The organism is Citrobacter europaeus (assembly GCF_037482245.1).
Lineage (GTDB): Bacteria > Pseudomonadota > Gammaproteobacteria > Enterobacterales > Enterobacteriaceae > Citrobacter > Citrobacter europaeus.
This window is the reverse complement of the sequence record NZ_CP148084.1, coordinates 706,638-725,668: the sequence shown is the minus strand read 5'-3', so window position 1 is coordinate 725,668 and position 19,031 is coordinate 706,638. Positions and strand designations below refer to the sequence as shown.

The window sequence follows — 19,031 nt, the reverse complement described above, 5'->3', positions numbered from 1 at the left end:
CGTCATGGAAAGAGTCAGTATTGTTGAGCGCCCGGACTGGCGCGATAAAGCCACCGAATACGGTTTCAACTTTCACACGATGTACGGCGAGCCGTACTGGTGTGAAGACGCGTACTACAAGCTCACGCTTGCTCAGGTCGAAAAGCTGGAAGAGGTCACCGCAGAGCTGCATCAGATGTGCCTCAAAGTGGTGGAACGGGTCATCGCCAGCGATGAGCTGATGACGAAGTTTCGCATTCCGAAGCATACCTGGGGCTTTGTCCGCCAGTCCTGGCAGACACAGCAACCGTCGCTCTACTCGCGCCTCGATCTGGCGTGGGACGGTACGGGTGAGCCTAAGCTTTTAGAAAACAACGCCGATACGCCAACCTCACTGTACGAAGCCGCGTTTTTCCAGTGGATCTGGCTGGAAGATCAGCTCAATGCAGGCAATCTGCCGGAAGGCAGCGATCAGTTCAATAGTTTGCAGGAAAAACTGATCGAGCGTTTCACCGAGCTGCGTGAGCAGTATGGTTTTCAACTGCTACATCTGACCTGCTGTCGCGATACGGTGGAAGATCGTGGTACGATCCAGTATCTGCAGGATTGCGCTGCCGAAGCTGAAATCGCCACTGAATTCCTTTATATCGAAGATATTGGCCTTGGTGAAAAAGGTCAGTTCACGGATATGCAGGACCAGGTTATTGCTAACCTGTTCAAGCTGTATCCGTGGGAATTCATGCTGCGTGAAATGTTCTCCACCAAGCTGGAAGATGCCGGTGTTCGCTGGCTGGAACCAGCCTGGAAGAGCATCATCTCCAACAAAGCGCTGTTACCGCTGTTGTGGGAAATGTTCCCTGATCATCCGAACCTGCTGCCTGCGTATTTCGCCGAAGATGACTATCCGCAGATGGAAAAATTCGTCGTCAAGCCGATCTTCTCGCGTGAAGGCGCTAACGTTTCCATTATCGAAAACGGTAAAACGATCGAAGCAGTGGAAGGACCGTACGGTGAAGAAGGTATGATCGTCCAGCAGTTCCATCAGCTACCGAAGTTTGGCGACAGCTATATGCTGATCGGCAGCTGGCTGATCAACGATCAACCAGCGGGTATCGGCATTCGCGAAGACCGCGCGTTGATCACGCAGGATCTCTCGCGTTTCTATCCGCATATTTTTGTCGAATGATCGAGAGTGCCGGGTAGCGGCTCCGCCTTACCCGGCCTTCAGCATGAACTTAATGCCCGATAAGCGCAGCGCCAGCGGGCATACTTCATCCGACCTGAACCGACAACATGCTCAAACTTCCCATCTCAATCCCATCAACAGGAATAGTCACCGGCTCTTTGCCATCCCACGCGCCGAGTACATACAGCAGCGGCAGATAGTGATCCGGCGTCGGGTTTGATAACGATCCACCTTCATGATCGAGATAGTTCACCAGTGGGTGCTGTTCAACCGGTCCCTGCCATGTCAGGTTTGCCTTAACATAATCATTGAATGAGGTTGCCCATGGATACGGCGTGTTTTCACCGTGCCAACGCGCAGTACGCAGGTTATGCACCACGTTACCGCTGGCTACCAGCATAATACCCTCATCACGCAGCGCCGCCAGCTTGCGACCCATCTCAAAATGCCAGGCTGCGGGTTTAGTGCTGTCAATGCTCAGTTGCACCATCGGAATATCCGCATTCGGGTACATCTTGATCAGCACGCCCCATGAACCGTGGTCAAAGCCCCACGCCTCTTTATCTAAAGTAACGGGCACCGGTGCCAGCAGGTCAACCAGATGCTGTGCCAGTTCAGGTGAACCGGGAGCCGGGTAATGGGTGTCATATAATGCTTGCGGAAAACCGCCAAAATCGTGGATCGTTTTAGGCGCTTCCATGGCCGTTACGCCCGTGCCACGAGTGAACCAATGCGCCGAGACCACCACAATGGCTTTCGGACGCGGCAACGTTTCCCCCAGTTGCTGCCAGGCACGGGTATAAACGTTATCTTCCAGAACATTCATCGGGCTACCATGGCCCAAAAACAATGCTGGCATACGAGTTGAAGACATGATGATATCCTTACTGAGGGAGTCATTTTGATACCACCACAATACGCTTATTCGGTTGATGAAGAACTCAGATAACCATGATGAAGATCATCAGTTATTTTGACGATCTAATCCGCAAAGCAGATTGATAAGGAGTTTTATTTGTCGATGTCAGTACCTTTACTTCTGACTTTACTGGCAGGTGCCGCCACGTTTATCGGCGCATTTCTCGGCGTGTTAGGGCAAAAGCCCTCCAACCGCGTTCTCGCCTTTTCTTTAGGCTTCGCCGCCGGGATTATGTTACTGATCTCACTGATGGAGATGCTACCAGCTGCGCTGGCCGCAGAAGGCATGTCACCGGTATTAGGCTACGGAATGTTCATCGTTGGCTTACTGGGCTACTTTGGCCTGGACCGTCTATTGCCGCACGCGCACCCTCAGGATCTGGTACAGAAAACAACGCAGCCTCTGCCCGGCTCTATTAAACGAACCGCGATTTTATTAACGCTCGGCATCAGCCTGCACAACTTTCCGGAAGGGATCGCAACGTTTGTTACCGCCAGCAGCAACCTCGAGCTGGGCTTTGGTATTGCCCTTGCCGTCGCATTACACAATATTCCTGAAGGATTAGCCGTTGCGGGTCCGGTCTATGCAGCTACGGGATCCAAACGTACGGCGATATTCTGGGCCGGGATCTCGGGCATGGCGGAAATACTGGGCGGCGTACTGGCGTGGTTAATTCTGGGGAGCTTAATCTCACCGGTGGTGATGGCGGCAATAATGGCGGCAGTTGCAGGTATTATGGTGGCGCTGTCCGTCGATGAACTCATGCCGTTGGCAAAAGAGATCGACCCGAATAATAATCCCAGTTATGGGGTACTTTGCGGCATGTCGGTGATGGGGTTAAGTCTCGTCATCCTCCAGTCCATGGGAATCGGCTAATTCATAGGGCGGATGCCACCCTGCTAATTTACAGCATCCGCTCATCCATAGCAGAACGTGAAGGACTATTCCTGTTCCTTAACCGCGCTGTTATCCTCGCCAGAATGACGAAAGAGTTTGTTTCGCGCCTCGAGTAATGCATCCCGATCTTGCCGGAATGCCCGACAATAACGCTTCATATGGCAATAATAACCAACCGCAACGAGTGCAATTAATACAATCCAGTACCAGGCAATAAACATTCTTTTACCCTTAAAATTTAACATCATTAAACATTTAACGTTAAAATTTTACACAACCATATTCTGACATACTCCTATAGTGGCATATTCCTCAAACAAATATATGATTTCGATCATATAAACCAGCAGCTATGCCAATAGCCAACGGCGTTCCAAAAAATTGACCAATATTGATAAACCTATACTTCAAAATAATAAATAAACCCTTAAACCAGGGTACACATACCATTCAAATATATAAGAATATTAGCACGTGAAATAATACACTCTGTCAAAATTAATGCGCCTATCATCAAATGAGTTTCATCAATATGGTTTTGATTTCATCGACATTATAAGAACATGATAAAAATGGTATTTGCGAACGAATAACCTGCAACCAGATTGTTGCTATTGGTTATGAGCGCTGACTGGGGAGTGGGAGGTGGTCAAAGCCAAACAAACTGCAGAGTAAACCAAGGCAGAGGTCTGTAATCAGACTTCTGCTTTTCTCACAATAGCTATACAATTCAACTGTTAGTGCTTCTTCGAGTTAAAAACATTTCACAGATATATTCCCCCAACATCAACGATAACTTTTCCATATTGATATATTCTGATTTTCAGAAACATAGTGCATCCAACTCACATTTTTAAAAAAATGTCTTTCTGCCCTTAATACAAGAAAACATAATAAACCATCACACATTCCGTTTCTTAATACCAAAGCAAATATAATATTTATATTATATATGATTATTTAATTGGTAGCACGTCAAATTCTGAATTCAGTACGAGCACGAACATTCTGGGAATATCTGATGATATAATTTTTTAAAAGGCCTCGTGCCTTAACTTGTATATCAAGGATATTTTCATCACTAAAGGAATGTATATGAAATCAGCAAATAAGGCGCTGTTAGCACTGGCCATCACCGCACTAACCTCCAGCTATGCCTTCGCCGATGTTGATGGTGGTAGCGGCAAAATCACCTTCACCGGTACTATCATCAATGCCCCATGCGCTATTCTGCCTGAAGATATTGATAAGCAGGTCGAACTGGGTGAAGTACCTGCCTCCTACATTAATGCTAACGGGCATTCTGATGCGGTAGATTCCAGCCTGCATTTAATCAACTGCGACCTGCCAAACTCAGACAACGGTAGCGGCGTAGCCGTGAGCAAAGTCGATGTCACCTTCAACAGCGACAGCGTTACAACGGAAGACACCAGCCTGCTAAGCAACACTTTCGCCAGCGGCGCGCAGAATGTTGGTGTACGTTTGCTCGATAAAACGAGTGCCAATATTACTCTGGGTACCGCAAAGACCATTGATTTAAGCGCAGGTTCTGCGACCCAAATTCTGCCCTTTATGGCCTATATGCAAAAAGTGGGCGCAACGGATGTCACCGTGGGCGCCGTCGCCGCAACGGCAACCTACAGACTTACCTATAAGTAAGCACGCAATGGTGGCCGGATGGCCACCATCTAACACTTGCATCGACTGGGTATAGGTAAGGATTGCCATGAATACCTGCAAGATTGCGGCCTGTGGATGTGGGTTGCTGTTGTCATTTTCCGCTCAGGCTGTCGAATTCAACCTGAACGTACTGGATAAATCCATGCGCAACAGTGTGGATCTCTCTTTGCTGAAAGAAGATTCCGCAATAGCTCCCGGAAGCTATTTTGTTACCGTTGCCGTAAATAAAAATCAAATCTCCTCAGGCCGCCAGATAAGCTGGGAAAAACAGGGGGAGAGCGTCGCCGCCTGTATTCCAGCTGAACTCGCCGGGCAGTTGGGATTAAAAGAAAAGATTTTAGGTTCACTGCCTGTACAGCACGAGTGCGTCGATTTCACTGAATACTCTGATATTACCTTTACCTTAGATATGGCGAATCAACGTCTGGATATCAGTATTCCTCAGTCGCTATTGGCCTGGAAATCAGAAAGCTGGATGCCGCCCTCAACCTGGGATCACGGCGTGAACGGTCTGCTGTTCGACTACAACCTGTTTGCCAGCACCTACCGTCCCAACTCAGGTGGAAGTACAGAAAACCTAAACTCCTATGGCACCGCGGGCCTGAACATGGGCGCATGGCGCTTACGTAGCGATTATCAGGTCAGCCAAAACCGCAGCGACGAAAGCACCGAAACAACGCGGAGTATTTCACGCACCTATCTTTTTCGTCCTCTCCCTTCGCTGGGCGCCAAACTCACTTTGGGGGAGACAGATTTAAGCTCCAATATCTTCGATGGTTTTTCCTATAATGGCGCGGCTATGGCAAGCGACGACCGTATGCTGCCATGGGAATTACGTGGCTACGCCCCACAAATCAGCGGGATCGCGCAAACCAATGCTACCGTCACCGTTAGCCACTCCGGTCGCTTAATTTATCAAACAAAAGTGGCCCCAGGCCCCTTTGTCATTACCGATCTTAATCAATCCGTACAGGGAACGCTGGACGTAAAAATCACCGAAGAAGATGGCCGCACTAACACGTTTCAGGTTTCTGCCGCCTCCACGCCTTTTCTGACTCGTGAAGGACAGGTCCGTTATAAAATCGCGGCGGGTCGTGCCCGCCCGGACATCTCGCATCACGTAATTGATGATACCTTCGTCAGCGGCGAAGCCTCATGGGGCATGTTATCCAATACCTCGCTGTATGGCGGGATCCTCGCGGCAGGTAGCGATTACCGCTCAGCGGCGTTAGGAATTGGGCAGAACATGCTGTGGCTGGGGGCCGTGTCCTTTGATGTTACGCACTCCAGCAGTACGTTCGATGACGGCCATGAAGAAAGTGGCCTCAGCTATCGACTGAACTACAGTAAACGCTTTGATGCGACCAACAGTCAGGTTTCACTCGCGGCATATCGTTTCTCCGAGCGCGAATTTCATAGCTATGCCAACTTTGTCGCCCATCAATTCAATAATGCGGATACTCAGGACGAGAAGCAGACCGTAAGCATCTCTTTCAACCAGCCGATTGATCCGCTGCGGATGAACCTGTACGTCAGCGCACTGCGCCAGCAATGGTGGGATGGTGACAGCTCCACTACCGCGTCGGTGACCGCCGGTTTTAATTTCGATCTCGGTGACTGGAAAGGCTTATCGCTGTCGACATCCTTCAGTACAACGCACTACGAGGAGAGTGATAACGACAAGCAGTTTTACGTTTCGCTCTCCGTTCCTTTCGACTATGGTCGACGGTTGAATTACGACATGCGTAATAGCAGCAACACTACCAATACTCTCTCGTGGAATGACTCCTCCGATCCACACAACACCTGGGGCGTATCAGCAGGAACCGCGACTGACAGGCCGAACAACGGCGCGCAGTTCAGGGGAAATTACCAACATACCACCCCTGCCGGAGAACTGCAGTTCTCCGGAAGCTATGCCGCCAGCGACTACACCTCTGCCAGCGCCAGCTGGAACGGCTCAATGACCGCGACGAGCAACGGCATCGCGTTACATCGCCGCAGCTTTGGCAATGAACCCAGAGTCATGGTCGGAGCCGACGGCGTTGCCGACATTCCTGTGCAGGGCGACAGCAACCGTACTAACCATTTTGGCTATGCCGTTGTGCCGATGATTTCCAGTTATCAGCCCTCAACCATCGCCGTCAATATGAACGATCTGCCTGACGGCGTTACCGTTGATGAAACGATCACCCGCCAGACCTGGACCGAAGGCGCCATTGGCTACAAGTCACTGGTATCACGCTCAGGCAAAAATATTACCGTCGCTATCAGAATGGAAAATGGCGACTTCCCGCCACTCGGCGCGATCGTACGTCAAATTGAAAACAACGCAGAAGTAGGAATGGTCAGCGAAGATGGTCATGCCTGGCTTGGCGGTGTCGACAGTGGACAGCAGTTTACGGTGATGTGGGGTGACAAACAGACTTGCACCATCACTTTGCCAGACGCGCTGGATATCTCCACCCAGTACCTGATTTTACCTTGTCATTAATTAAGGATGAAAAATGGCATTATTCAAAGGATTACCAATTGTATTACTCGCCTTATCGCTCACCAGCCAGGCGGCAATTCAGCCTGACAGAACGCGGATTATCTTCAACGGCAACGATAAGGCCAGCAGTCTGAAAATTGAAAACCAGAGCAAGCAGTTACCTTATCTGGCTTACTCGTGGATTGAAGATGAAAAAGGTAATAAGGATGACTCTTTTTTAGTCGCCCTGCCCCCAATACAGCGGTTAAACCCTGGGGCAATTTCGCAGGTGAGAATTGTTAAGCAAGATAAAGCACGCTCGCTTCCTCAGGATCGGGAATCACTGTTTTACTTTAATGTTCGGGAAATTCCACCTGCACCAGAAAATAAAGGCAACAATGCCATCGTGCAGATGGCGCTGCAATCCCAGTTGAAATTATTCTGGCGTCCAGCGGCTTTGAAGAAAAAGCCGGGTACTGAAGTTGAACTTCAGCTCAAAGTTAGCCAACAGGGAAATACGCTGTTGGTTAATAATCCTACCGCCTACTACATTACGTTGGCTTTTTTTGGCAAAGACAGCAAAAGCCAATTGTCAGGCTTTAGCAGTAAGATGATTGCCCCTTTTTCCTCTGTCACATTAAATGCCGGCGGTTATAACGGAAATGCGTTCGCACTGGGATATATGGATGATTATGGCGGACTGCGCATGCTAAACGTGAAATGCCATGGTCAATGCGATCTTATCGTGCCGGAGGCCAGAAAATGATCCGCACGCTACGGTTATTTCTGCTGTTAATATTCATCGCGCTCCCTTTTCGTTCAGCGCTGGCGGTTCACTGCTATCTGGGAGCCACCGGTGGTCCTGTTGAAGGTTATACCGCTATCGAGCCGTTTGCAGTCCCTAACAACGCCAAACCCGGGGACAAAATCTGGGAAAGCAACGATATAAAAATCCCCGTCTACTGCGATAACGCAACCTCCGAAAATGCTTATAGCAGCGAAAACGTCTACGCATGGGTCAACCCCTACACCTCAGTCAACGATACCTATTATCAACTGGGCGTCACCTATGAAGGCGTTGATTATGACGCCACGCAAGGTGCGGTCAATATTGATACACATCAGTGCATTGATAATCAGAAGCTTAAGATCTATACCCCCGCGCAAATCAAAGCCAGCGGTTGGGAACATTATCTCTGTTCAGGTAATGCAGAAGATACGCACTATTCAAGAACGTTTATTGCCCGCATGCGCCTGTACGTAAAAGTGATTTCGATGCCCCCCCACGACTACGCCAGTAGCATCGGTGATTATATTCTGGTGCAGTTTGATGGTGTTGGCGGGATTAACGTCAGCCCGGATGCCTCGAACCTGAAATATCACGTCACCGGCTTAGATCAAATTCGCGTGCTGGACTGTAGCGTGAAATTCAATATTTTCCCGGAAAATCAGACTATTGATTTTGGCACCTTCAATAATATGGAGATTAACGCCAAAACGCTGACAAAAGCGTTCTCGATTAAAACAACCAAGAATCTGAATTCTGACAGTGGATGTACCGATACGTTTAAGGTTTCATCATCATTCTATACCACAGAAGAATTGGCAGAAAATGACACATCCTTAAGAATCGGCAATGGTTTACAATTAAAAATACGCAATACGGAAGATAATACGCTCTCAACCTATAACGCCTACTCTGAGTATGCTGAATTCGATACAGAATTACTGACCAGAGAGAAAAGTTATCAGGCTGAATTAAGCCAGGTGACTGGCGATACCGTAAAGACTGGCCCTTTCGAAACGGTAGTATTATTTAAAATTAACTACAACTAAGCGCAAAAAGCCGATGACATTGCATCGGCTTTTTGCTGTTTTACCCGTTCGTCTTGCGATTAGCTGGCTTTGCGCTCATGCGCCTGACGGTAGGCCACCAGATCTTCGATAGTAACCACCGCCATATTATGCTTGCCGGCAAATTCGATGCATTCTGGCGCACGCGCCATGGTGCCATCGTCGTTGGTCAGTTCGCACAGCACGCCTGCCGGTTTAAACCCTGCCAGCGTCATCAGGTCGATGGTTGCTTCAGTATGACCACCGCGGGTCAACACGCCGCCTGCCTGAGCACGCAGCGGGAAAACGTGCCCCGGACGGTTAAGATCGGAAGGTTTGGCGCCATCCTTAATTGCCGCACGCACCGTAGTCACACGGTCCGCAGCGGAAACACCGGTGGTCACGCCCTCTGCTGCTTCAATGGTCACGGTAAAACCGGTACCGTAGGCGCTGGTGTTATTTTCCACCATCATTGGCAGATCGAGCTGTTTGCGTCGGTCTTCAGTAATGCACAGGCATACAATACCGCTACCGTGGCGGATGGTCAGCGCCATCTGTTCAACGGTCATGGTTTCTGCCGGGAAAATCATATCGCCTTCGTTTTCACGATCTTCGTCGTCAAGCACCATTACACCGCGTCCTTCACGCAGCGCAGACAGCGCATGTTCAACACGTTCGAAAGGCGTACCAAAAGAGGAAAGTAGCGTCTGATTCATGGTAAAAAAACCTCACTAAAATTATGGTTACCAGAATCAGGGCAGTCTTAGGAGTACCGTCTAAGCGGCAAAAAAATAACGTGAGCGGGTCCATGCCCGACTGGATCGTTACTCTCTCCCATCCGGACTCTAACCGTCGGCCCCGGAATTACACCGGATCTGCTGACCTTTTTGCCGTAACAAAAAGCGCTCGCGGGCTTTCAACATTCGTTGATTTACCGCCGGTGGGGAATTTCGCCCCGCCCTGAGAATAAGCGGGTTAACTATAACGCTATTGATTACCTTCATCAACGCCTTTGCTCGTCTTAGCTTCACACAATTCTGGTTTATGCCTGTGCCAGTTCGCACTACAATAGGCAGCAACACGTACCAGTTCAGGGAAACCACAATGATTGACCCGAAAAAAATTGAGCAGATTGCTCGTCAGGTTCACGAGTCGATGCCGAAAGGGATCCGCGAGTTTGGCGAAGACGTCGAGAAGAAAATTCGTCAAACGCTGCAGTCACAGCTAACCCGTCTGGATCTGGTAAGCCGTGAAGAGTTTGATGTACAGACTCAGGTTTTGCTGCGTACCCGTGAAAAACTGGCGCTGCTTGAGCAACGTCTGACTGAGCTGGAGTCGCGTGAAAAAACGGCAGAAGTTAAGCCTGCCCCCGCGATCCCGCCAGTCGATCCGCAAGAGTAAAACGACAACGGGCCGCAAGGCCCGTTTTTCTGTTAGTGTTCAAGTTCTAGCTTCCTGGCCTCTGTAGCCTGCTGGCAGTACAGCGCATAGCGTTTGCAAAACCAGCTACGATGTTCTTCATCCATGTTCCCAGTTATCGCCTGGATATCAACGGGATGGCCCTCAGCCTGCATCCTGGCAAAACTACGGGCCAGGAAATCGAAATTGTTCATTGAATACATATTGCTGTTCATGAGCATACCCTCCAGTTATTGAATATCTGCTAAGGCCATATGCTTTTTCTAGTTTCAGTATTTCCCTGGATACGAAGTTATTCTGTACATATTGTGCGCAAAAAAACCGCCTGCTTCACAGTTTCCTACGAAATCTAAGAGGGGGATGACCCCCTTTTCGGATTTAAGGTCAGGGTGACGCATGTTATTGTAACGACATGTAAAAGTAAGGGGTAAAACCATTACTTTTGATACTGACAGGGAACGCAGTAACAGGAGGAAACAACTTGGTATTATTCACGGATTACAACAGCCCCTACCTGTTTGCTATTTCATTTGTACTGCTGATTGGCCTACTGGAAATCATCTCTCTGATTTTTGGCCATTTTCTTTCAGGTGCGCTTGATGCTCACCTCGAACATTACGATGCCCTGACCTCCGGCAATATCGGCCAGGCGCTTCACTATCTCAATATCGGGCGGATCCCGGCGCTGATCGTACTGTGCTTACTCGCAGGCTTCTTTGGACTCTTCGGTATCCTCCTTCAGCATGGCTGGGTCACGCTGTGGCAAGCACCGCTCAGCAATCTGCTGCTCGCGCCGGTGAGCTTTATTTTTGCGGTCTTCGCCGTGCATTACAGCGGGAAAATTATCGCCCCCTGGTTGCCACGGGATGAAACCACCGCCCTCGCTGAAGATGAGTTTATCGGCAGCATGGCAATTATTACCGGCCATTCTGCGAGTGCCGGAACCCCATGCGAAGGCAAATTTACCGACAAGTTTGGGCAGACCCACTATGTGCTGCTGGAGCCTGAAGCGGGCAAAGAATTCAAAAAAGGAGACAAGGTGCTGATTATTTGCCGACTCTCTGCAACGCGTTACCTGGCCGAGCGAAACCCCTGGCCGACTGTTTTATAATTTTATACAGAGGGACCTTATAGATGGATGATGTTTTTGGCATGTTACCTTCATGGATGTTTACCGCCATTGTCGCGGTGATCGTCTTAGTAATTATCGGGATTATTTTTGCCCGCCTGTATCGCCGCGCGTCTGCTGAACAGGCGTTTGTGCGTACCGGCCTTGGCGGGCAAAAAGTGGTGATGAGCGGCGGCGCAATTGTCATGCCTATCTTCCACGAAATTATTCCTATCAACATGAACACCCTTAAACTTGAGGTGAGCCGTTCAACTGTCGACAGTCTCATCACCAAAGACCGTATGCGCGTTGATGTCGTCGTCGCCTTTTTCGTGCGTGTAAAACCGTCTGTGGAAGGGATTGCTACCGCCGCACAGACGCTGGGACAGCGAACGCTGTCACCAGAGGATTTACGTGTGCTAATAGAAGATAAGTTTGTCGATGCCCTGCGTGCCACTGCGTCGCAGATGACCATGCATGAACTGCAGGATACGCGTGAAAACTTCGTTCAGGGCGTACAAAATACCGTCGCGGAAGACCTGTCCAAAAACGGCCTGGAACTGGAGAGCGTTTCACTCACCAACTTTAACCAGACCGAAAAAGTCCATTTCAACCCCAATAACGCCTTTGATGCCGAGGGTCTGACCAAGCTGACCCAGGAAACGGAACGTCGTCGTCGCGAACGTAACGAAGTCGAGCAGGACGTAGAAGTTGCCGTTCGAGAGAAAAACCGTGATGCGCTGTCGCGCAAGCTGGAGATCGAACAGCAGGAAGCCTTCATGACGCTCGAGCAGGAGCAGCAGGTGAAAACCCGCACGGCCGAGCAAAATGCCAAAATTGCCGCCTTTGAAGCCGAACGTCATCGTGAAGCTGAACAGACGCGTATCCTAGCTGAACGCCAGATTCAGGAAACAGAAATCGAGCGCGAACAGGCGGTGCGTTCAAGAAAAGTCGAGGCCGAGCGTGAAGTTCGCATCAAAGAGATCGAACAGCAGCAGGCAACGGAGATCGCCAACCAGACCAAGTCCATCGCTATTGCCGCCAAGTCCGAACAGCAGTCTCAGGCTGAAGCACGCGCTAACGATGCGCTGGCCGAAGCGGTTCGCGCCCAGCAAAACGTAGAAACCACCCGTCAGACTGCAGAAGCGGATCGTGCCAAACAGGTGGCGTTGATTGCCGCCGCGCAGGATGCGGAAACACAGGCCGTTGAGCTAACCGTACGTGCGAAAGCGGAGAAAGAAGCGGCAGAATTGCAGGCCGCCGCGATTGTTGAACTGGCTGAAGCCACGCGGAAAAAAGGTCTGGCGGAAGCAGAAGCACAACGCGCGCTGAACGATGCCATCAACGTGCTTTCCGACGAACAGACCAGTCTGAAATTTAAGCTGGCCCTGTTGCAGTCCCTGCCAGCAGTCATTGAGAAATCCGTTGAGCCAATGAAGTCTATCGATGGGATCAAGATTATTCAGGTTGATGGTCTCAATCGCGGCGGTGCAGTCGGTGAAGTGACCGCAGGTAACGTAAACGGTGGGAATCTGGCGGAGCAAGCATTATCCGCAGCTCTTGCCTATCGTACACAAGCGCCGCTGATTGACTCGCTGTTAAATGAAATTGGTTTGTCCGGCGGTTCGCTGTCGGCGCTGGCCGATCCGCTGAAAAACAGCCCACAGCCTGTTGAGAAAACGACTGAAGAATAAGATATAGAATTGCCGGATGGCAACGCTGACGCGTTTTATCCGCCATCCGGCAAACTTTCCAGGTGTTACTTATCGCTGTCTTTCTGGATCTTCTTGATGATATTGGTCGTTGAGCAGCCATCTTCGAAGTTCAGCACCAGCACTTCACCGCCGTTCGCCCACACCTCTTCGCTGCCCGCAATATCTTCCGGCTTATAGTCGCCGCCTTTGACCAGCAGATCCGGCAGGATGCCGGCAATCAGACGCTGCGGCGTATCTTCTTCAAAAGAAACCACCCAGTCGACGGACTCCAGCGCGCCCAGCACGATCATACGCTGTTCCAGCGGATTGACCGGGCGAGATTCGCCTTTCAGACGTTTGGTCGAAGCATCGCTGTTTACCGCTACGATCAGGCGATCGCCCAGCTTGCGCGCATTCGCCAGATAGGAAACGTGGCCCGCATGCAGGATGTCGAACACGCCGTTGGTCATCACCACTTTCTCACCGCGCTTGCGGGCGCTGGCAACGGCCTGTTTCAGCTCAGATTCGCTCATCACGCCAAAGCCAGTATCGGCCCGACCGCGCACGGCGTTTTCCAGTTCAATAGGAGAAACGGTGGAGGTCCCCAGCTTACCGACGACTACGCCTGCTGCGGCGTTAGCAAAATAGCACGCTTCTTCCAGGGTGTTACCCGCCGCCAGCGTCGCCGCCAGCACGCCAATAACCGTATCGCCCGCACCGGTCACGTCATACACTTCCTGCGCCTGCGTCGGCATATGCAGCGGCGATTTGCCCGGTTGCAGCAGCGTCATCCCCTGTTCGGAGCGCGTGATCAGCAGTGCGGAAAGGTCAAAATCCGCAATCACTTTCATGCCGCGCTCAACCAGTTCATCTTCGCTTTTGCACTTGCCCGCTACCGCTTCAAACTCGGACAGGTTCGGCGTCAGCAGCGTTGCGCCACGGTAGCGTTCAAAATCGGTCCCTTTAGGATCGATAAGCACCGGCACCCCAGCCTTCCGCGCCAGCGCAATCATCTGCTGCACGCTTGCCAGCGCGCCTTTGGCATAGTCGGAGAGTACCAGTGCGCCGATAGACCCCAGCGCCTGGTTAATACGCTCGTGCAGCGGCTGCGGATCCACACCTTCAAAACCTTCTTCGAAATCCAGGCGAATCAGCTGCTGGTTGCGGGAAAGCACGCGCAGTTTGGTGATCGTTGGATGGGTCGGCACGGACACGAAATCGCATTTTACGTTCACATCCGCCAGCGTTTTGCTCAGCGCACGCGCCGCGTCGTCAATACCGGTCAGGCCCACCAGACGCGAATTCGCTCCCAGAGAGGCAATGTTCATCGCCACGTTTGCTGCGCCACCGGGACGTTCTTCGATGGTATCAACCTTCACCACCGGAACCGGCGCTTCAGGTGAAATACGGCTGGTTGGACCGTACCAGTAGCGATCCAGCATCACATCACCGACAACCATGACTCCTGCACGTTCAAACTCTGGCAGCGTTACTTTCATTCCTGTCTCCTGAGAGATTCTCTGAGGGTCTTAAAATTTGCGCGCGATAATAGCACACTTCACTCAGCAACCAGCCACTTCTGCCAGCTGTCACGCACCAGCGTACGTTCAGCGTCGAAGTGCTCCGGCGCCACATGGCCCGGAAGTTCCTGCAACGCAAGATGGTGAAGTTCATCGCGCAGCGTCGTATAAGCACGAGTAAGCGCCAGCGCTTCCTGCTCATCCATAATGTCGTTTTGCGCCAGTAACTCCAGAATGCGCACGTTATCCGACCAGCGCGTCAGCTTCGGTTTTTCATGCGCATAGCGCAACACCAGATATTGCGTAATAAACTCAATGTCGGTGATACCGCCTTCATCCGCTTTAATATCAAAACGATCGCGATGCTTATTGCCCAAATGGGCACGCATTTTCTCACGCATTTCGCGCACGTCGGTCTGCAAGGTTTTGCCATCGCGAACGAGGGTCATGATATCGCGACGAATCGCATCGAACTGAGAGGTCAACCGCGGGTCGCCGTATACCACGCGCGCACGTACCAGCGCCTGATGTTCCCATGTCCAGGCTTCGTTGCGCTGGTAATCGGCGAAGGCGTCGGTTGATGTCACCAGCATTCCCGCCGCGCCGGACGGACGCAGGCGCGCATCCACTTCGTACAAAATACCGGACGAGGTACGGGTGCTGAAAAGGTGCATAATGCGCTGCGACAAACGCAGATAGAACTGTCGCCCGTCAATCTCACGCTCACCGTCCGTCATCACGTCCATCGGACAGTCATGCAGGAAGATCAAATCGAGATCCGAGCTGTATCCCAGCTCCCAGCCGCCCAGCTTGCCATAACCGACGACGGCAAAACCGCGCCCCTCGCGTTCGCTAAGATGAGTGGGTTGCCCGTAGCGAGCAACCATCTGCATCCACGCTTGCTGGACTACCGCATCAATAATAGCTTCCGCCAGCCAGGTTAGGTGATCGCTTACCTTCATCACCGGCAGCGTTCCGGCGATATCAGCCGCGGCAATACGCAACAACTGCGTTTGCTTAAACTGGCGCAGCGCTTCCAGTTGCTGCTCTTCGTCATCTTCCGGCACGCGCAGCAAATACTGGCGTAACTCATCACGGTAGGCGTCCGTCGCGGTGGGTTGATACAGGGTGTTCGGATCCAGCAGTTCATCGAGCAACAGCGGATACCGCGCCAGCTGGCTGGCGATCATCGGCGAGGCGGCACAGAGCGAAATCAGGTGCTTCAGCGCTCCGGGGAATTCGCTCAGCAGCTCCAGATAGGTCGTGCGGGTCACAATACCCACCAGCAGCGGTGTAATGCGCGACAGCGGTACCGAGGCGTCGTCACGCGAACAGACATCGCTCAGCAGATGCGGCATTAAATGATCCAACACCTGCCGTCCGCGTGGGCCAATGGTGCGTTTATCCAGCTCTTTGCGGAAATCAGCAATCAGAGACAGCACGCGCCGGCGATCGTCATCAGCCAGATGCGTCAGCACCGGCGTGGTGTCATCTTCCTGTAATGCATCCTGCCACAGTTCGCGCCACTGTTCTGAGAGCGACTCTTCCTGGGTTTCAGCTTCGTCATCGCCAATCAGCTCGTTAAATACCCGGCGCACGTTGTTCATATGATTTGCCAGCACATCGGTTAACTGCTGCCAGTCATCGACGTTCATTCCCCACGCCAGCCGCGCGCGATTCAGTTCATCGCCAGGAAGCGTTTGGGTCTGTTCATCATTGATGCTTTGCAGCAGGTTTTCGAGGCGGCGTAAATAGAGATAGGCTGCTCGCAGTTGTTCCGCATCGGTATCAGACAGCAGGTGCAGCGCATTGATGGCGCTAAGCGTCGGTAACAGCGAGCGGGATTGCAGCGACGGCTCGCGCCCACCGCGAATCAGCTGGAATACCTGTACGATAAATTCGATTTCACGAATGCCGCCCGCCCCCAGCTTGATGTTGTCTTTCAGGCCACGGCGGCGCACTTCTCGGGCAATCATCCCTTTCATGTTACGCAGAGACTGGATCACGCTAAAATCAATATAGCGGCGGAAGACAAAAGGTCGCAGCATAGCGCGAAGCTCGCTGACGTAAGTGCCATCGGCATCGCCCATAATGCGGGCTTTGACCATCGCATAGCGTTCCCAGTCGCGCCCTTGTTCCTGGTAATAATCCTCCAGCGCGGAGAAGCTCAGCACCAGCGGGCCGCTGTCGCCAAACGGACGTAAGCGCATATCCACTCGATAAACAAACCCATCCATTGTGGGCTGATCCAGCACTTTGATGAGCCGCTGGCCCATACGGGTAAAGAACTGCGCGTTATCCAGTTCGCGACGCCCACCCTGCGTACTGCCGTGCTCCGGCCAGGCAAAAATCAGGTCAATATCAGAGGAAAAATTCAGCTCGCCGCCGCCCAGTTTCCCCATGCCTAAAATCAGCAGCGGCTGCGCAACACCTTCAGGATTACAGGGCGTTCCCCACTCGCGACAGCAGGCGGCGTATAACCAGTCGCGCGCGGCGACGATCAGCGTTTCAGCCAGATGGCTTAACTGCTGCAAAATACTCTCTTCCGCCACCAGCGACAGCGTCTGCGCCCAGGCGATACGCACCATGATGTGACGGCGAAACAGGCGTAGCTCGCGCATCAGCGTGTTTTCATCGCTGACGTCGGCCAATGCTTGCTGTAACCAGTCGGCATAGTGTTGCCATTCATCCGCCTGAGGGGGCGCGCTTTCCAGATCTACCAGCCATTCGGGATGGGCAATAATGCTGTCGCGGACAAAATCACTGAATGTAAGCACTGACTTCGCCTGCACGCTAAGCGAGGACTCAGATATTGCTGCTGGCAGCCGCTCCACAACGGTCGGCCAGTACTGCTGTAACGGTGAAGAGAGCTGCTTCATTTATGGACATCCTTTGCGTATTGAGGCCCAAGGTATGGCCTTATAGGCCTGATAAGCGCAGCGCCATCAGGCATCCCGGTCTCAACCCTGATTATCGTTTACCGCTATGCAGCCAGAACGGTTCCAGCGCGATTGCCTCGTTGCGGAAGTGTTCAATTTCAATATATTGATTGGCCGCAATGGCGTGACGCAGACCCTGCCAGTTGGCGATCCATTCCGAGGCAACGTTTTCGTCGTAGTACCCCGCCAGCATCAGCATGCTATCAATATTGCGCGTCAGGCGTGGAAGCTGGTCGGCGTACTGATCGCCAAGCGGCTGAGCAAAAGCGGTTTTCAGTTCAGCGGCATGGCGCGAAAGATGAGTATCTGAGAAACGCTTAAAGGAGTCGGCAATTTTGCCCTGCGCCTTCTCATCCAGGAACGACTGCCATCCTTTGGTCACCAGCCATTCGGTCAGGGCCAGTTTAGCCATTGCTGTTTGCGTGCTGTAAACCGCCGAAACGGCAGAAACATCCGACGCCATGACCGCTTCCGACTGGGTCAGCAAATCACGTAAGTGAGCGCTCGCTTTTCGCGGCACATTACCGCCAAACAGCATCAGTATGTGACGCACCAGGCCCATTGCCGCCAGCACCTCGGCTTTCGCCCCTTTGACGCCGCGCACCCACAGCTCTTCATGGTACTGCCACTGTGATAATGCCAGCTCCAGCGCCGCTTCCAGCCCTTGCTCAATGCTCGCCTTCGCCGGAACCTTCAAAATGCGCGTCGGTCTGAGTTCACGCGGCGCATTCCCCTGAGCCAGATGATAGCCACGCGCCGCTTTACTCAGACTGCCCTGGCGTAAGCCGGCTTGCGAAACCAGCTGGTTTGCCAGCTTCAATACCGCACGGGTATCGCCGCTTAGCAGTTCAAGTTCAAGCTCACAGATAGGTTCAGCAAACTCGCCCGCTTTCACTTCCCCAAGGTCGAGAGCCATTTCAATTCGACTGCCGTCAACATCAAGGAGCCATTTCTCACGATAAAAATCGGTGCTGAACAGCGGCTGCACCTGAGAGGCAAGCTCAGCAGGCAGCTCGCCATCGGGCCAGACTTCCGTTGGGAACAGAGCGAGATCCAGCTCTGGCGCGTTTAGCGCAACGTTATATTCAGGCCGCTGATGCAGGCCGCCCGTCACCCGTCCGGCAATTTTCATGGTCATTTCGTAATGACCATTCTCACCACGAATACGCAGCCCCATATCGTGGCCACGCAACCACGCATCCGGCGTTTCGTAGTAGATATTCAGCAACTGACTGGGCGCATGATGCTCACCCCCCAGCGTATTCAGACGTTCACGTAGCGCATCTACAGCATCACTATTGACGATAAATTTTAATTCGATTTCCTGGGCCATGGTCTTGTACTTATGGGTTATGTCACAGTTGAGAAAACTGACTGCGAACTA

Annotated in this window: 16 protein-coding genes and 1 riboswitch; of the genes, 9 read left to right on the top strand and 7 right to left on the bottom strand. The window is 51.9% G+C overall.

Annotated features, from left to right (window positions below):
- The first annotated feature begins 4 nt into the window (after nt 1-4).
- Nucleotides 5-1,165 (top strand): glutathionylspermidine synthase family protein, encoded by a 1,161-nt coding sequence (locus tag WHR59_RS03430; RefSeq protein WP_100194853.1) that lies wholly within the window; start codon nt 5-7, stop codon nt 1,163-1,165.
- Nucleotides 1,166-1,250: 85 nt separating this feature from the next.
- Here the strand turns inward: WHR59_RS03430 and ygiD are convergent, their stop codons facing one another.
- Nucleotides 1,251-2,039 (bottom strand): 4,5-DOPA dioxygenase extradiol, encoded by a 789-nt coding sequence (gene ygiD / locus WHR59_RS03425; RefSeq protein ID WP_043017645.1) that lies wholly within the window; start codon nt 2,037-2,039, stop codon nt 1,251-1,253.
- Nucleotides 2,040-2,186: 147 nt separating this feature from the next.
- On the opposite strand from ygiD, the gene zupT reads away from it, so the two are divergent.
- A complete protein-coding gene (gene zupT / locus WHR59_RS03420; RefSeq protein WP_003024600.1) occupies nt 2,187-2,960 on the top strand; it encodes a zinc transporter ZupT in 774 nt (257 codons plus the stop codon).
- A 65-nt stretch (nt 2,961-3,025) separates the two neighbouring features.
- Here the strand turns inward: zupT and WHR59_RS03415 are convergent, their stop codons facing one another.
- The gene (locus WHR59_RS03415; RefSeq protein ID WP_072033368.1) at nt 3,026-3,202 is read right to left on the bottom strand and encodes a hypothetical protein; all 177 of its coding nucleotides are present in this window, start codon (nt 3,200-3,202) and stop codon (nt 3,026-3,028) included.
- An 874-nt stretch (nt 3,203-4,076) separates the two neighbouring features.
- On the opposite strand from WHR59_RS03415, the gene WHR59_RS03410 reads away from it, so the two are divergent.
- The 4 genes from WHR59_RS03410 to WHR59_RS03395 all read left to right on the top strand — a co-directional run bounded on the left by WHR59_RS03410 (nt 4,077) and on the right by WHR59_RS03395 (nt 8,970).
- Nucleotides 4,077-4,640, top strand: coding sequence for a fimbrial protein (locus WHR59_RS03410; protein WP_080626083.1), 564 nt, complete (start codon nt 4,077-4,079; stop codon nt 4,638-4,640).
- Nucleotides 4,641-4,707: 67 nt separating this feature from the next.
- Nucleotides 4,708-7,155, top strand: coding sequence for a fimbria/pilus outer membrane usher protein (locus WHR59_RS03405; RefSeq protein ID WP_338843578.1), 2,448 nt, complete (start codon nt 4,708-4,710; stop codon nt 7,153-7,155).
- Between the two features lie 13 nt (nt 7,156-7,168).
- Entirely contained in the window at nt 7,169-7,900 is a 732-nt protein-coding gene (locus tag WHR59_RS03400; protein ID WP_075145618.1) for a fimbrial biogenesis chaperone, read from the top strand.
- Nucleotides 7,897-8,970, top strand: coding sequence for a fimbrial protein (locus tag WHR59_RS03395; protein WP_087051984.1), 1,074 nt, complete (start codon nt 7,897-7,899; stop codon nt 8,968-8,970). The genes WHR59_RS03400 and WHR59_RS03395 overlap by 4 nt, the downstream gene beginning before the upstream one ends.
- A gap of 59 nt (nt 8,971-9,029) precedes the next feature.
- Here the strand turns inward: WHR59_RS03395 and ribB are convergent, their stop codons facing one another.
- A complete protein-coding gene (ribB, locus tag WHR59_RS03390) occupies nt 9,030-9,683 on the bottom strand; it encodes a 3,4-dihydroxy-2-butanone-4-phosphate synthase (protein ID WP_003828424.1) in 654 nt (217 codons plus the stop codon).
- 106 nt (nt 9,684-9,789) lie between these two features.
- A riboswitch (FMN riboswitch) is annotated at nt 9,790-9,939 on the bottom strand.
- 132 nt (nt 9,940-10,071) lie between these two features.
- On the opposite strand from ribB, the gene ubiK reads away from it, so the two are divergent.
- Nucleotides 10,072-10,368 (top strand): ubiquinone biosynthesis accessory factor UbiK, encoded by a 297-nt coding sequence (gene ubiK / locus WHR59_RS03385; protein WP_032940759.1) that lies wholly within the window; start codon nt 10,072-10,074, stop codon nt 10,366-10,368.
- Between the two features lie 32 nt (nt 10,369-10,400).
- Here the strand turns inward: ubiK and glgS are convergent, their stop codons facing one another.
- Nucleotides 10,401-10,607 carry a cell surface composition regulator GlgS gene (glgS, locus tag WHR59_RS03380; RefSeq protein ID WP_019077704.1) on the bottom strand — a complete coding sequence of 69 codons (207 nt, stop codon included), beginning with the start codon at nt 10,605-10,607 and terminating at the stop codon, nt 10,401-10,403.
- A 260-nt stretch (nt 10,608-10,867) separates the two neighbouring features.
- On the opposite strand from glgS, the gene WHR59_RS03375 reads away from it, so the two are divergent.
- Both WHR59_RS03375 and WHR59_RS03370 read left to right on the top strand, forming a co-directional pair.
- Nucleotides 10,868-11,497: an OB-fold-containig protein gene (locus tag WHR59_RS03375; protein WP_338843577.1), complete on the top strand. Its 630-nt coding sequence runs from the start codon at nt 10,868-10,870 to the stop codon at nt 11,495-11,497.
- Between the two features lie 23 nt (nt 11,498-11,520).
- Entirely contained in the window at nt 11,521-13,188 is a 1,668-nt protein-coding gene (locus WHR59_RS03370) for a flotillin family protein (protein ID WP_087051983.1), read from the top strand.
- Nucleotides 13,189-13,253: 65 nt separating this feature from the next.
- Here WHR59_RS03370 and hldE read toward each other — a convergent pair whose 3' ends face one another.
- From hldE to WHR59_RS03355, 3 genes are all read right to left on the bottom strand, one after another.
- Nucleotides 13,254-14,687 carry a bifunctional D-glycero-beta-D-manno-heptose-7-phosphate kinase/D-glycero-beta-D-manno-heptose 1-phosphate adenylyltransferase HldE gene (hldE, locus tag WHR59_RS03365; protein WP_043017653.1) on the bottom strand — a complete coding sequence of 478 codons (1,434 nt, stop codon included), beginning with the start codon at nt 14,685-14,687 and terminating at the stop codon, nt 13,254-13,256.
- Between the two features lie 59 nt (nt 14,688-14,746).
- Nucleotides 14,747-17,587, bottom strand: a complete 2,841-nt coding sequence (glnE, locus tag WHR59_RS03360; protein ID WP_200001620.1) for a bifunctional [glutamate--ammonia ligase]-adenylyl-L-tyrosine phosphorylase/[glutamate--ammonia-ligase] adenylyltransferase — start codon at nt 17,585-17,587, stop codon at nt 14,747-14,749.
- Between the two features lie 91 nt (nt 17,588-17,678).
- On the bottom strand, nt 17,679-18,980 hold the full coding sequence (locus tag WHR59_RS03355; RefSeq protein ID WP_043017655.1) for an inorganic triphosphatase: 1,302 nt from the start codon (nt 18,978-18,980) through the stop codon (nt 17,679-17,681).
- Nucleotides 18,981-19,031: the final 51 nt, after the last annotated feature.

Excerpts from the sequence above, each read along its gene's own strand:
- glgS (WP_019077704.1), bottom strand. The coding sequence starts at position 10,607 with ATGCTCATGAACAGCAATATGTATTCAATGAACAATTTCGATTTCCTG.
- WHR59_RS03400 (WP_075145618.1), top strand. The coding sequence starts at position 7,169 with ATGGCATTATTCAAAGGATTACCAATTGTATTACTCGCCTTATCGCTC.
- glnE (WP_200001620.1), bottom strand. The coding sequence starts at position 17,587 with ATGAAGCAGCTCTCTTCACCGTTACAGCAGTACTGGCCGACCGTTGTG.
- WHR59_RS03370 (WP_087051983.1), top strand. The coding sequence starts at position 11,521 with ATGGATGATGTTTTTGGCATGTTACCTTCATGGATGTTTACCGCCATT.
- WHR59_RS03395 (WP_087051984.1), top strand. The coding sequence starts at position 7,897 with ATGATCCGCACGCTACGGTTATTTCTGCTGTTAATATTCATCGCGCTC.
- ygiD (WP_043017645.1), bottom strand. The coding sequence starts at position 2,039 with ATGTCTTCAACTCGTATGCCAGCATTGTTTTTGGGCCATGGTAGCCCG.
- WHR59_RS03405 (WP_338843578.1), top strand. The coding sequence starts at position 4,708 with ATGAATACCTGCAAGATTGCGGCCTGTGGATGTGGGTTGCTGTTGTCA.
- WHR59_RS03355 (WP_043017655.1), bottom strand. The coding sequence starts at position 18,980 with ATGGCCCAGGAAATCGAATTAAAATTTATCGTCAATAGTGATGCTGTA.
- ubiK (WP_032940759.1), top strand. The coding sequence starts at position 10,072 with ATGATTGACCCGAAAAAAATTGAGCAGATTGCTCGTCAGGTTCACGAG.
- WHR59_RS03410 (WP_080626083.1), top strand. The coding sequence starts at position 4,077 with ATGAAATCAGCAAATAAGGCGCTGTTAGCACTGGCCATCACCGCACTA.
- WHR59_RS03430 (WP_100194853.1), top strand. The coding sequence starts at position 5 with ATGGAAAGAGTCAGTATTGTTGAGCGCCCGGACTGGCGCGATAAAGCC.
- WHR59_RS03415 (WP_072033368.1), bottom strand. The coding sequence starts at position 3,202 with ATGTTTATTGCCTGGTACTGGATTGTATTAATTGCACTCGTTGCGGTT.
- ribB (WP_003828424.1), bottom strand. The coding sequence starts at position 9,683 with ATGAATCAGACGCTACTTTCCTCTTTTGGTACGCCTTTCGAACGTGTT.
- hldE (WP_043017653.1), bottom strand. The coding sequence starts at position 14,687 with ATGAAAGTAACGCTGCCAGAGTTTGAACGTGCAGGAGTCATGGTTGTC.
- zupT (WP_003024600.1), top strand. The coding sequence starts at position 2,187 with ATGTCAGTACCTTTACTTCTGACTTTACTGGCAGGTGCCGCCACGTTT.